Origin of the sequence: Mycolicibacterium fluoranthenivorans, from assembly GCF_011758805.1 — a bacterium.
Taxonomy (GTDB): Bacteria; Actinomycetota; Actinomycetes; order Mycobacteriales; family Mycobacteriaceae; genus Mycobacterium; species Mycobacterium fluoranthenivorans.
Map to the genome: position 1 here is coordinate 1942502 of NZ_JAANOW010000001.1, position 13067 is coordinate 1955568.

11 protein-coding genes are annotated in these 13067 nt (G+C 67.8%); 1 reads left to right on the forward strand and 10 read right to left on the reverse strand.

Translation table 11 applies throughout. The features are described 5' to 3' along the window. Positions 1–5: 5 nt before the first annotated feature. Positions 6–896, forward strand: coding sequence for an alpha/beta hydrolase (locus FHU31_RS09505; RefSeq protein WP_167157752.1), 891 nt, complete (start codon positions 6–8; stop codon positions 894–896). Here FHU31_RS09505 and nuoN read toward each other — a convergent pair. The 10 genes from nuoN to nuoE are packed head-to-tail and all read right to left on the reverse strand — an operon-like array spanning position 886 to position 13067. After that, the gene (gene nuoN / locus FHU31_RS09510) at positions 886–2469 is read right to left on the reverse strand and encodes an NADH-quinone oxidoreductase subunit NuoN (protein ID WP_167157754.1); all 1584 of its coding nucleotides are present in this window, start codon (positions 2467–2469) and stop codon (positions 886–888) included. The two genes, FHU31_RS09505 and nuoN, sit on opposite strands and share 11 nt — an antisense overlap. Continuing rightward, positions 2466–4046, reverse strand: coding sequence for an NADH-quinone oxidoreductase subunit M (locus tag FHU31_RS09515; RefSeq protein ID WP_167160834.1), 1581 nt, complete (start codon positions 4044–4046; stop codon positions 2466–2468). Before FHU31_RS09515 ends, nuoN begins: the two co-directional genes overlap by 4 nt. Continuing rightward, positions 4040–5914, reverse strand: a complete 1875-nt coding sequence (gene nuoL / locus FHU31_RS09520; protein WP_167157756.1) for an NADH-quinone oxidoreductase subunit L — start codon at positions 5912–5914, stop codon at positions 4040–4042. The genes FHU31_RS09515 and nuoL overlap by 7 nt, the downstream gene beginning before the upstream one ends. Continuing rightward, complete coding sequence (gene nuoK / locus FHU31_RS09525; RefSeq protein WP_090356218.1) at positions 5914–6213, reverse strand: NADH-quinone oxidoreductase subunit NuoK; 300 nt, start codon at positions 6211–6213, stop codon at positions 5914–5916. The genes nuoL and nuoK overlap by 1 nt, the downstream gene beginning before the upstream one ends. Next, positions 6210–6947 carry an NADH-quinone oxidoreductase subunit J gene (locus FHU31_RS09530; protein WP_167157758.1) on the reverse strand — a complete coding sequence of 246 codons (738 nt, stop codon included), beginning with the start codon at positions 6945–6947 and terminating at the stop codon, positions 6210–6212. Before FHU31_RS09530 ends, nuoK begins: the two co-directional genes overlap by 4 nt. Then, positions 6944–7483, reverse strand: a complete 540-nt coding sequence (nuoI, locus tag FHU31_RS09535) for an NADH-quinone oxidoreductase subunit NuoI (protein ID WP_167157760.1) — start codon at positions 7481–7483, stop codon at positions 6944–6946. The genes FHU31_RS09530 and nuoI overlap by 4 nt, the downstream gene beginning before the upstream one ends. Beyond that, complete coding sequence (gene nuoH / locus FHU31_RS09540; protein ID WP_167157762.1) at positions 7476–8693, reverse strand: NADH-quinone oxidoreductase subunit NuoH; 1218 nt, start codon at positions 8691–8693, stop codon at positions 7476–7478. The genes nuoI and nuoH overlap by 8 nt, the downstream gene beginning before the upstream one ends. Beyond that, on the reverse strand, positions 8690–11059 hold the full coding sequence (locus FHU31_RS09545) for an NADH-quinone oxidoreductase subunit G (protein WP_167157764.1): 2370 nt from the start codon (positions 11057–11059) through the stop codon (positions 8690–8692). The genes nuoH and FHU31_RS09545 overlap by 4 nt, the downstream gene beginning before the upstream one ends. Continuing rightward, complete coding sequence (gene nuoF / locus FHU31_RS09550; protein WP_167157766.1) at positions 11056–12360, reverse strand: NADH-quinone oxidoreductase subunit NuoF; 1305 nt, start codon at positions 12358–12360, stop codon at positions 11056–11058. The genes FHU31_RS09545 and nuoF overlap by 4 nt, the downstream gene beginning before the upstream one ends. After that, complete coding sequence (gene nuoE / locus FHU31_RS09555; RefSeq protein ID WP_167157767.1) at positions 12357–13067, reverse strand: NADH-quinone oxidoreductase subunit NuoE; 711 nt, start codon at positions 13065–13067, stop codon at positions 12357–12359. The genes nuoF and nuoE overlap by 4 nt, the downstream gene beginning before the upstream one ends.

Sequence of the window (13067 nt, forward strand, 5' to 3'; positions counted from 1 at the left end):
ATGCGGTGTCCATCTTGTCGACTCCTCTCATCGCCGATGCCCTGGCCCGGCTGTTCTCCCGGGTCGTCAACCCCAGCCCGAAGCCGGGTGTGCAGTTCCCGGACATCGCCGGGCGCACCACCGAGGCCGATATCCCGACCCGGCACGGTGACACCGCCGCAACCATCTACCACCCGGTCGGCGAGGCCGCCGGGGTGTACGTCAACGTCCACGGCGGCGGCTTCGTCGTCGGGCACCGCGAACAGGACGATCCATGGTGCCGCTTCCTGGCGGCCCGCGCCGGCGTCACCGTGGTGAACACCGACTATCTGCTCGCTCCCGACTGCCGGTTCCCGACCCCCGTCGAGCAGTTGTACGACGTGGTGTCCTGGGCGGCGGCACAGGAGGCTGGCGACCGGCTCTGTGTGGGCGGGCAGAGCGCAGGGGGCAATCTGTCGGCGGCCGTGTCCCGGATGGCGCTGACACACGGCGGTCCGCCGATCGCGCTACAGGTGCTGCACTATGCGCCACTGGACCTGGTGACGGCGACGGGACGCAAGCGGTCGCCGCTGGGCGGCAAGGCCATCATGAAACCGTGGATGGGAGAGGTGTTCGACACCGCTTACATTCCCGACCAGAGGCGCCGCCGTGATCCGCTGGCCTCGCCGGCGTGGGGTGACAACGCCGACGAGATCGCCGGTGTGGCGCGGGCTTTGGTGATCACGTGCGAGTACGACCGGCTTCGCGACGAGGCGGCCGCTTACGCCAAGAGCCTGGACGCGGTCGGTGCGCTCGCCGACTACGTCGAGGTGCCCGCCGTGGACCACGGCTACAACATCATGAGCGATGCCACCGAGGTCACCCGTGGCATGTACGAGCTGATCGCCGGGCAGGTGCGCCAGGCCGTCAACCGCTGAACTGCTGGCCGTTGACCAGATCCAGCAGGGGTTGGGGTAGCGCGCCGAGTGCGAAGGTCACGGCCGCGGTGATGGTCACGGTCGCCGTGCTGAGCATGCTGGGGACCACCACGACGGGTGGGTTCTCGGGTGGATCGGTGAAGAACATCAACACGATGACGCGCACGTAGAAGTACGCTGCCACGGCACTGGCGACCACACCGACGATCACCAGAGGAGCGGCTCCACCCTCGGCGGCGGCCTTGAACACCGCGAACTTGGACACGAAGCCACTGGTCAGCGGGATACCCGCGAAGGCCAGCAGAAACAGCGAAAAGACCACGCTCACCAGGGGATAACGACGGCCCAGCCCGGCCCACTGGGACAGGGTGGTGGCCTCCTCGCCGTCGGCGTTGCGTACCAGGCCGGCGAGCGCGAACGCGCCCAAGGTGCTGAAACCGTAGGCGAACAGATAGAACAGTGTCGCCGACAGTCCGGCACCGTTGAGGGCGATCACCCCGGTGAGGATGAACCCGGCATGCGCCACCGAGGAATACGCCAGCATCCGCTTGACATCGCTCTGCGAGATGGCGGTGATGGTGCCGACTGCCATGGTGAGGATGGCGATGACCCACAGCACCGGACGCCAGTCATGCGCCAGGCCGGGCAGCGCTACATAGAAGATCCGCAACATCGCCCCGAACGCGGCGATCTTGGTGGCCGCCGCCATGAACGCCGTCACCGGCGTCGGCGCGCCTTGATAGACATCGGGAATCCACGAATGAAAAGGCACCGCGCCCACTTTGAACAACACCCCGACCGACACCAGGGCCACCCCGACCACCGCCATCGAGGTGTCCCCGCCCGTGGTTACCGCGGCGGCGATCCCACCGAGGCTGAAGCCGCCGGAGAACCCGTACAGCATCGCGATCCCGTACAGGAAGAATGCCGACGAGAACGCACCCAACAGAAAGTACTTCAGCGCGGCTTCCTGGGACAGCAGCCGTCGCCGGCGTGCCAGCCCGCACATCAGGTACAGCGGCAGCGAGAACACCTCGAGTGCGACGAACATGGTCAGCAGGTCGTCAGCGGCCGGGAACAACATCATCCCTGCCACGGCGAACATCGTGAGCGGGAAGACCTCGGTCTGGGCGACCACGGCTTTCGCGGCGATCTTCTCCGCGACGCTGCCCGGAACCGCCGCGGCCTGCGGGGTGAACCCGTCCAGGCCGAGCCCCTCGTCGGCGGGTATCCGCCGCTCGGCGATCAGCAGCGTGCCGAGGATGCCGACGAGCAGCAGGGTGCCCTGGAGGAACAGTGCCGGTCGGTCCACCGCGACTGCGCCGACCGCCGCCGGGCCGCCCGCGCCGTTGAGGGACAGTGTCACCAGCACCACCGCCGCCAGCGCGGCCAGTTGACCGCCCACGGCGAGCACCAGTTGGGTGGCGTACCGGACATTGCGCGGCAGGAACGCTTCCACCAGAACGCCGGCCACCGCCACACCGAGCACGATGAGCATCGGTGACAGCTGGAAGTACTCGATGGACGGCGCCGGAGCGAGCGAAGCGACCGGAACTGGACCAGGCAGTGTCATCGGTGCGAGCCCTCCGCGGTCGGGACGGGATCCTGCTGATGAATCGTGCGCAGGGTGTGGTCGACGGCCGGATTGATGACATCCAGCGCCGGCTTCGGGTAGATACCCAGCACCAGCAGCAGCGCGATCAGCGGCGCCACCACGATCAGTTCGCGCGGCACCAGATCGCGCAACCGCTCGTTGCCGTCCTTCACCGGTCCCGTCATCATCCGCTGGTACGCCCACAGGATGTAGATCGCGGACAACACCAGTGCACTCACCGCGAACACCGCGATCGCCGGGTATCGGGTGAATGTGCCGATCAGCACCAGGAATTCGGAGATGAACGGCGCGAGCCCGGGCAGCGACAGGGTGGCCAGTCCGGCGACCAGGAAGGTTCCGGCCAGCACCGGGGCCACCTTCTGCACACCGCCGAAGTCGGCGATGAGCCGCGAACCCCGGCGTGACACCAGGAATCCGGCGATGAGGAACAGTGCCGCCGTGGAGATGCCGTGGTTGACCATGTAGAGCGTGGACCCGGACTGGCCCTGGCTGGTCATCACGAAGATACCCAGGATGATGAACCCGAAGTGGGAGATCGAGGTGTAGGCGATCAGCCGCATGACATCGGTCTGACCGATCGCCACGACGGCACCGTAGACGATGCCGATCACCGCCAGGGTGATGATCAACGGCCGGAACGTCATCGACGCGTCGGGGAACAATTGCAGGCAGTACCGCAGCATCCCGAAGGTACCGACTTTGTCGACGACGGCCATCATCAGCACCGCCGTCGCCGGGGTGGCCTCGACGGCGGCGTCCGGCAGCCAGCGGTGGAACGGCCACAGCGGGGCCTTCACCGCGAAGGCGAACATGAATCCGAGGAACAGGGCATTGAGCACGGCGGGGCTGGCGCCGAGTTCGCCGCGGGAGACCGCACCGACGATGGCCCGGAAGTCGAAGGTCCCTCCGAGGGCATCGGTGGTCACCACGTACAGTCCGATCACCCCGGCCAGCATGATGAGCCCGCCGAACAGGTTGTACAGCAGGAACTTCACCGCTGCGGCGCTCCTGCCGGCGCCACCGAACCCGCCGATCAGGAAGTACATCGGGATGAGCATGGCCTCGAAGAACACGTAGAACAGCAGCACGTCGAGGGCGACCAGTGAGATCAGCACCATGCCTTGGACGGCGAGGGTCAGTGCCAGATAGCTCTGGGTCGAACGTGTCCCGAAGCGGGTCTCGTCCCCGGCCGGTGATTCTCCCGCCGCTGCGCCGGCGCCGGTGTTCCAGCCCGCGATCAACAGCAGCGGCACCAACACCGCGGTCAGCACCACCAGCGCCAGCGCAATCCCGTCGACGCCGAGGATGTAGCCGGTGCCGAAGGTCGGAATCCACGGGTGGTCCTCGACGAACTGGAACTGCGGTCCCGCCGGGTCGAACCGCACCGCGAGCACGAGCGCGATGGCCAGCACCGCACACGACACCGCCAGCGCCACATAACGCGCGACCTGCTTGGCGGGCAACAGGATCACCACCGCGGCGCCGACGATCGGCACCGCCCACAGCGCGCTCAGCCAGCCGATGCCGGTCACCAGATCCTCACCACCAGGAACGCTCCGATCACCAGGGCCGCGCCGCCGAGCATGGACAGGGCGTAGGACCGGGCGAACCCGGTCTGCCAGGAGCGCATCCGCCGGGAGGCATCACCGATCAGTCCGGCCAGGCCGCGGGTTACCCCGTCCACGGCGTCATCGTCGATCTCGACCAGACCCGCGGTGAGCTGCCGGCCAGGCCGCATGAACACCGATTCGTTGAACCGGTCGCCGTACAGATCGGCGCGCGCCGCATCGGTCAATGCCGAACCCTGCGGCGCAGTGTCGGGAACCGGGCGCATCGCGTACATCCGGTAGGCGACACCGACACCGATCGCGACCACCGACAGGGTCACCACCGTCATGACCCACACCGGGATGTCGCCGTGGGCAACGTGGCTGCCGACCACCGGTTCCAGCCAGTGTGCCAGGGTGCCGCCGATGGCCAGGAGCGCACCGGCGCCGACCGAGCCGACGGCCAGCACGATCATCGGGGCGGTCATGATGCCGGGGGATTCGTGGGGATGTTGTTCGTGCTCTTCCCAACGCTTTTCGCCGAAGAACGTCATCAGCATCACCCGGGTCATGTAGAACGCGGTGATACCCGCACCCAGCAGGGCCGCGCCGCCCAGCAGCCATCCGCGTGCCCCGCCGGTGGCGAACGCGGTCTCGATGATGGCGTCCTTGGAGAAGAAGCCGGCGAACGGCGGCACCCCGATGATCGCCAGGTACCCCAGCCCGAATGTCACGAACGTCACCGGCATATACGTGCGGAGACCGCCGTAGCGGCGCATATCGGTTTCGTCGTTCATCCCGTGCATCACCGACCCGGCGCCGAGGAACAACCCGGCCTTGAAGAAGCCGTGGGTGAGCAGATGCATGATCGCCACCGCGTAGCCGGCCGGGCCCAGCCCGGCGGCCAGCACCATGTAGCCGATCTGCGACATCGTCGACGCGGCAAGGGCTTTCTTGATGTCGTCCTTCGCGCACCCGATGATCGCGCCGAACAGCAAGGTGACCGCGCCGACGACGGTGACGGCCAACTGAGCGTGGGGGGCGAGGTTGAACACCGGCCCGGATCGCACGATCAGATAGACACCCGCGGTGACCATGGTCGCGGCATGGATGAGCGCCGACACCGGCGTCGGGCCTTCCATCGCGTCACCCAACCAGGACTGCAGCGGCACCTGCGCGGACTTACCGCAGGCGGCGAGCAGCAGCAGGAGTCCGATCGTGTTCAGCGAACCCTCGGACAATCCCGGTGCCGCCCCGAAAAGGCCGGCGTACGAGACGGTTCCGGCCGTACTGAACATCACCATCAACGCCAGCGCCAGGCCCATGTCGCCGACCCGGTTGACGATGAACGCCTTCTTGGCCGCGGTCGCCGCCGACGGCTTGTCCGACCAGAACCCGATCAGCAGGTAGGACGCCAGGCCGACACCTTCCCACCCCATGTACAGGCCCAGGTAGTTGTCGGCCAGGACCAGCAGCAGCATGGCCGCGACGAAGAGATTCAGGTACGCGAAAAACCGTCTGCGATCCGGGTCGTGCGCCATGTAGCCGATGGAGTACAGGTGGATCAGCGATCCGACACCGGTGATCAGCAGCACGAAACAGATGGACAGCGCGTCGACTTGCAGACCGAAGTCGACGTGCAGTGCCCCGACCGGTACCCAGGAGAACAGGGTCTGCTGGATCACCCGGTCATCGGCACCGCGACCCAGCAGATCGGCGAACAACACCACGCCCACGACGAATGACGCCAGGGCCGTCGCGCAACCCAGCAGGTGACCCCAGCCGTCGGTGGCTCTGCCCCCGAGCAGCAACACGGCCGCACCGGCCAGGGGGAGGGCGATCAGCAGCCAGGTCATCAGTTCCTCAGCAGACTGGCCGCGTCCACGGAGGCCGATCGCCGGGCCCGGAAGATCGTCATGATGATGGCCAGGCCCACCACCACCTCACACGCGGCGACCACCATGGTGAAAAACGCCACCACCTGCCCGTCGAGGTGACCATGCATCCGGGAGAGGGTGACGAAGGCCAGGTTCGCCGCGTTGAGCATCAGTTCGACGCACATGAACATCACGATCGCGTTGCGGCGCAACAGCACCCCGGTCGCGCCGATGGTGAACAGCAGGGCCGACAGGTAGAGGTAGTTCGCCGGATTCACTTCTCACCGCTTCCGCGAGGGACCAGAACCGTGCTGACCGATGTCCGGGCCGCGGTGCCGTCGGGTAGCCGGGCCGGAATGTCCACGGCGTTGTGCCGTGCGTACACCCCGGGGCTGGGCATCATGGTCGGATACCCGCCCGGGGCGAAACGCTCGATCGCCAGTTCGCGCTGGGTCTTGCGACGGTCGAACCGTTCCCGGTGTGCCAGCACCATCGCACCCAGGGTGGCGGTGATCAGCAGCGCGCTGGTGAGCTCGAACGCCCAGACGTAGCGGGTGAAGATCAGTGCGGCCAGGCCCTCGACATTGCCGCCCCGGTTCGCGGCATCGAGCCCCGCGAATCCGTTCACCGCGACATTGCCGATCCCGCCGATCAGCAGCACCCCGAAGCCGACACCGGCCACGATGGCCGCAACCCGTTGCCCTCGAATGGTTTCCACCAGGGACTCCGAGGTATCAACGCCGATCAGCATGAGCACGAACAGGAACAGCATCATCACCGCACCGGTGTAGACGACCACCTGGACGATCCCGAGGAACACGGCGTCCTGGGCGATATAGAGCACCGCGAGGTTGATCATCGTGATCGCCAGGAACAGTGCCGAGTACACCGCTTTGGTGGCGGCCACCACCCCGATCGCACCGAGGACGGCCAGGGTGCCGACGATCCAGAAGGTGACGGCCTCGGTGGTCGAGGTTTGTGCCAGGCCCGCGGCGAGTACCGTCGCGGTCATCGGGCCGGGACCTTCGGAATGCCGAGGCCTGTCGCGGTGATGTTGCCGCGGTAGTAGTCCTCGTCGGTGCTGCCGGGCGCCATCTCGTGTGGCGGGGCGGTCATCTCGGGTGTGAGCGGGGCCAGCAGCTTGTCCTTGCCGTAGATCAGGTCGGCACGGTTGTCGTCGGCCATCTCGTAGTCGTTGGTCATGGTCAGCGCCCGGGTGGGGCAGGCCTCGATGCACAACCCGCACCCGATACAGCGCAGGTAGTTGATCTGGTACACCCGTCCGTACCGCTCGCCGGGTGAGAAGCGTTGTCCCTCGGTGTTATCCGCGCCTTCGACGAAGATCGCATCGGCCGGACACGCCCATGCGCACAGTTCGCAGCCGATGCATTTCTCCAGGCCGTCGGCATACCTGTTGAGCTGGTGGCGGCCGTGATAGCGGGCGGCCACCGGACCGGGATGTTCGGGGTACTGCTCGGTGATCGGTGTGGTGAACATCGTCTTGAAGGTGACACCGAACCCGGCCAGTGCATCGCCGACCTTAGACATCTGCGGCCTCCTTGTGCGGTAGCGGCGGCACCGGGAAGGCCCCGGTGTCAGGGGGTGGGGCGGGCGCCGCGATGTTGTGCCGCAGCGCATTCCACATCAGCAGTAGCAGGGCGGCGGCAGCGATGACGCCGACGCTGACCACCGCGGTCATCCACGACGGCGAGCCCTGGGCCCGCAACTCGTGGGTGACGGCGACGACGACGATCCAGCCCAGGGACAGCGGGATGAGGATCTTCCAGCCCAATGCCATGAACTGGTCGTAGCGCAGCCTGGGCAGGGTGGCACGCAGCCAGATGTAGAAGAACAGGAAGGTCCACACCTTCGCGACGAACCACAGCAGTGGCCACCACCCGGAGTTCGCGCCGTCGATCATGTTGAACGGGAACGGTGCACGCCAGCCACCGAGGAACATCGTGGTGGCCAGGGCCGACACCGTGGTCATGTTGACGTACTCGGCGAGCATGAACATCGCGAATTTCAGCGACGAGTACTCGGTGTGAAACCCGCCCACCAGTTCACCTTCGGCCTCCGGTAGGTCGAACGGCGCCCGGTTGGTCTCGCCGACCATCGAGGTGACATAGACCAGGAAGCTCGGCAGAAGCAGGAAGACATACCAGGTGTCGTGCTGGGCGGCGACGATGCCCGAGGTCGACATGGTGCCCGCGTACAGGAACACCGCGGCGAAGGACAGTGCCATCGCGATCTCGTAGGAGATCACCTGGGCGCTGGAGCGCAGACCACCCAGCAGTGGGTAGGTCGAACCGGAGGCCCAGCCGGCCAGCACGATGCCGTACACCCCGATGGAGGTGACCGCCAGCACGTAGAGCACCGCCACCGGCAGGTCGGTCAGCTGTAACGGTGTGGTGTGCCCGAACACCGATACGTAGCCGCCCATCGGGATGACGGCGAACGCCATGATCGCGGGGATCACCGCCAGTACCGGGGCCAGCAGGTAGATCGGCTTGTCGACCCCGGCCGGGATGAGCCCCTCTTTGAGTGCGAGTTTGACGCCGTCGGCCAGGCTCTGCAGCAGCCCGAACGGGCCGACCCGGTTGGGACCGAACCGCATCTGCATGCGGCCCAGCACCTTCCGTTCCACCAGGATGGCCACCAGCACGGTGAGGAGCAGGAACACGAAGATGCCGAGCGCTTTCGCGATCACCAGCCACCATGGGTCGTGGCCGAATGAGGTCAGATCCGGGGTGTTCATACCGGCTCGATCCGCACGATATCGCCGACGCCGGCGCCCAGCGTCGTATGCACCGCCGACCCGGCCGAGTTCAGCGGTAGCCACACCACCCGGTCCGGCATCTCGGTGATCTCCAGGGCAACGGTGACCGATCCCAGGTCGGTACTGACCCGAACCGTGTCGGTGCAACCGGTTTCGGCGGCCGTGCCCGCGGACAGCCTGGCCACCACCGGGCGGGCGGTACCGGCCAGGTACGGTTCCCCGTCCTGGAGCCGGCCGGCATCGAGCAGCATCCGCCATGAGGCGAGCACGGCCTGGCCCGGCCTGGCCTCCTGTGGCGCCGGGGCGATATCCGGTGCCGGTGCCGGCTTGCCCTGCCAGCCGCCGAGGCGGGCCAGTTCGGCGCGCACCCGGGGCGCGTCGACGAGGCCGAGGTCGACGCCCACCTCGTCGGCCAGCGCGGCCAGTACCCGCATATCGCTGGTCGCCGCCGGGGGCAGGGCACCGTCGAATACGCGGGGACGGCCCTCCCAGTTCACGAAGGCGCCGCTCTTCTCGGTCACGGGTGCGACCGGGAACACCACGTCGGCGCGGTCGGTGATCGCGCTGTGGCGCAACTCGAGGCTGACCACGAAACCCGCAGCCTCGACGGCGGCCAGTGCGGCGGCCGGGTCGGGCAGGTCGTCGACGTCCACCCCGCCGATCAGCAGGGCGGCCAGGTCGCCGGCGGCCGCGGCGGCCAGGATGCCTGCGGTGTCGCGGCCCGGCTGCTCCGGCAGCTCTTCGACATTCCAGGCCGCGGCCACCTCCGCGCGGGCGGCCGGGTCGGTGACCGGCCGCCCGCCGGGCAACAGGTTCGGTGCCGCACCGGCTTCCAGCGCGCCCCGGTCGCCGGCGCGCCTGGGCACCCAGCCGATCCGGGCACCGGTCACCTCCGCCAGCCGGACCGCTGCGGTGTAGGCGCCCGGTGAGGTGGCCAACCGCTCGCCGACCAGGATGATGCTGCCCGAGGGGAGCTCGGCGCGCAGTCCGTCCAGTGCCGCGGCTTCGTCGCCCGGCGCCGCGCTGACCAGCCGGCCGCCCAACTTCGTCAGCCCGCGGGTGGCGAAGGGGGCCACGCAGATGACCGGCAGCCCGTGCTTGCGGACCGCCTTGCGCAGCCGCAGGAACACGATGGGGGATTCCTCTTCGGGTTCCAGCCCGGCCAGCAGTACTGCGGGTGCGGTCTCCAGGTCGGCGTAGGTCACCGCGAACGGCTGACCGGCCACCGCGTGAGCCAGGAAGTGCAGCTCCTCCTGCGAGCCGGCCCTGGCCCGGAAGTCGATATCGTTGGTGCCCAGCATGATCCGGGCAAACTTGGCGTAACCGTAGGCGTCTTCGAGGGTCAGGCGGCCGCCGGTCAGTACCCCGGCCCTGCCCGCGGTCAGTCCCCGCAGGGCCACCGCCACCGCTTCTGACCAGGAGGCGGGCCGTTGTGTTCCGTCGGGGTCGCGCAGCAGCGGGGTGGTGATCCGGTCGCCTTGGGTGGCGTAGGCGAACGCCCACCGACCCTTGTCGCAGTTCCATTCCTCATTGACCTCGGGATCGTCGCCGGCCAGGCGCCGCAACACCTTTCCGCGCCGGTGATCGGTGCGCTGCGCACAGCCCGAGGCACAGTGCTCGCACGCGCTCGGCGAGGACACCAGGTCGAACGGGCGGGCGCGGAACCGGTAGGCGGTGCCGGTCAGCGCACCGACGGGACAGATCTGCACGGTGTTACCGGAGAAGTACGAGTCGAAGGGAGTCTGGTCCGCGATGCCGACCTGCTGCAGCGCACCGCGTTCCAGCAACTCGATGAACGGGTCTCCGGCGATCTGATCGGAGAACCGGGTGCAGCGCGCGCACAGCACGCAGCGCTCGCGGTCCAGCAGCACCTGCGCGGACAGGTTGATCGGCTTGGGGTAGGTGCGCTTGACGTCGGTGAACCGGGAGTCGGTGCGGCCGTTGGACATCGCCTGGTTCTGCAGGGGGCATTCGCCACCCTTGTCGCAGACCGGGCAGTCCAGCGGGTGGTTGATCAGCAGCAGCTCCATCACCCCGTGCTGGGCCTTGTCGGCGGCGGGGGAGGTCAGCTGGGTGCGCACCACCATGTCCGGGGTGACGGTCGTGGTACACGAGGCGAGCGGTTTGCGTTGCCCCTCCACCTCGACCAGGCACTGCCGGCACGCGCCGACCGGCTCCAGCAACGGGTGGTCGCAGAACCGTGGGATCTGGATACCCATCAGTTCGGCCGCCCGGATCACCAGCGTGCCTTTGGGCACGCTGATCTGGTGGTCGTCGATGGTCAGCGTCACCATGTCGACGGGTGTGGTGTCGCCAAGCGGCCCAGCCGGTTCGGCCAGCGTCATACCCCTGCCCCTTCCGTCGCGAACACTGTCGAGGCGTGCGGGTCGAACGGACATCCGCTGCCCAGATGTGCCTCGTACTCGTCGCGGAAATACTTGATGGACGAGATGATCGGGCTGGCGGCGCCGTCGCCCAGGGCGCAGAACGACTTGCCCAGGATGGCGTCGGAGATGTCCAGCAGGGTGTCGATGTCGGTCCGGTTGCCGGACCCCGTCTCCAGCCGCTCGAAGATCTGGCTCAGCCAGTAGGTGCCCTCCCGGCACGGCGTGCACTTGCCGCACGACTCGTGCGCGTAGAACTGGGTCCACCTGCGCACCGCTCGCACCACACAGGTGGTCTCGTCGAAGATCTGCAGTGCCTTGGTGCCCAGCATCGACCCCGCGCCACCGACTCCCTCGTAATCCAGTGGGACGTCGAGATGTTCGGGGGTCAGCATCGGGGTCGAGGAGCCGCCCGGGGTCCAGAACTTCAGCTGGTGCCCGGCCCGGACCCCACCGGCGTAGTCGAGCAGTTCTCGTAGCGTGATGCCCAGCGGAGCCTCGTACTGGCCCGGCCGGGTGACATGACCGGACAGTGAGTACAGCGTGAATCCCGGCGACTTCTCCGAGCCCATCGACTTGAACCAGTCCACCCCGCGGCGCACGATCGGCGGCACGCTGGCAATGGACTCCACGTTGTTGACCACCGTCGGGCAGGCGTACAGCCCGGCCACGGCCGGGAACGGCGGCCGCAGTCGCGGCTGCCCGCGGCGGCCCTCCAGGGAGTCCAGCAGCGCGGTCTCCTCACCGCAGATGTAGGCTCCCGCCCCGGCGTGCACCACCAGGTCCAGATCGAAACCCGACCCCAGGATGTCGCGGCCCAGATACCCGGCCTCGTACGCTTCGGCGACCGCGGCGCGCAGCCGCCGTAACACGGGCACCACCTCGCCGCGCACGTAGATGAAGGCGTGCCGGGCCCGGATCGCGTACGAGGCGATGATCGCACCCTCGACCAGCACATGCGGGGTGGCCATCATCAGCGGAATGTCTTTGCAGGTACCGGGTTCCGACTCGTCGGCGTTGATCACCAGATAGTGCGGTTTCGAGTCCGCCTGATTGATGAACGACCACTTCTGTCCGGTCGGGAAGCCGGCGCCGCCGCGGCCGCGCAATCCGGACTCCTTGACCAGTGCGATGACCGCGTCGGGTTCCATGTCCAGGGCCGCGTCGAGCGCCTGGTATCCGTCGTGACGCAGATAGGTGTGCAGCGTCCAGGATTGCGGAGCATCCCAATAGCTGCTCAGCACCGGTGTCAGGTCGGTCATCGCTCACCCCTGGCGGCCCGCAGCCCGGCGAGCGTCGCCGCACCCGGCGGAGAGGTGTCGGGGGCGCCGGCGGCGGTGTCCTCGACACCGGCGAGAATCCGCGCGGTCTCGCGGAAGGTGCACAGCGTCGCGCCGCGGCTGGGGGTGACCGGCTGCCCCGCGCGCAGATCGTCGACCAGTTCCCTTACCGAAGAGGGGGTTTGGTTGTCGAAGAACTCCCAGTTCACCATCACCACCGGAGCGAAGTCGCAGGCGGCATTGCACTCGATGTGTTCCAGGGTGATCGAGCCGTCGGTGGTGGTCTCGCCGGCGCGCACGCCGAGGTGTTCCTGCAGGATCTCCAGCAGCGCGTCGCCGCCCATGACGGCACACAGCGTGTTGGTGCACACCCCGACCAGATAATCCCCGGTGGGGTTACGCCGGTACATGGAGTAGAAGGTGGCGACCGCGGTCACCTCGGCCGGACTGAGCGCCAATTGCTCGGCGCAGAACCGGACTCCGGCCGGCGTCAGGTATCCGTCCTGCGCCTGGACCAGGTGCAGCAGGGGTAGCAGGGCGGAGCGAGGATGCGGGTATCGGGCGATGATCTGCTCGGCGTCGGCGCCCAGGCGCCTCATCACCTCGGCCGAATAGGATTGCGGCCCCGCCGATATCGGGGGACCGGCCTCATCGGGCCGCTGGCCCAGTCGCAAATCGATGACGCTCAC

Bases quoted from the DNA above. Each gene is read 5' to 3' on its own strand.
- nuoI (WP_167157760.1), bottom strand. From the start codon at position 7,483: ATGTCTAAGGTCGGCGATGCACTGGCCGGGTTCGGTGTCACCTTCAAG.
- nuoH (WP_167157762.1), bottom strand. From the start codon at position 8,693: ATGAACACCCCGGATCTGACCTCATTCGGCCACGACCCATGGTGGCTG.
- FHU31_RS09530 (WP_167157758.1), bottom strand. From the start codon at position 6,947: ATGACCGCGACGGTACTCGCCGCGGGCCTGGCACAAACCTCGACCACC.
- nuoF (WP_167157766.1), bottom strand. From the start codon at position 12,360: ATGACCGACCTGACACCGGTGCTGAGCAGCTATTGGGATGCTCCGCAA.
- nuoN (WP_167157754.1), bottom strand. From the start codon at position 2,469: ATGACACTGCCTGGTCCAGTTCCGGTCGCTTCGCTCGCTCCGGCGCCG.
- FHU31_RS09545 (WP_167157764.1), bottom strand. From the start codon at position 11,059: ATGACGCTGGCCGAACCGGCTGGGCCGCTTGGCGACACCACACCCGTC.
- nuoL (WP_167157756.1), bottom strand. From the start codon at position 5,914: ATGACCTGGCTGCTGATCGCCCTCCCCCTGGCCGGTGCGGCCGTGTTG.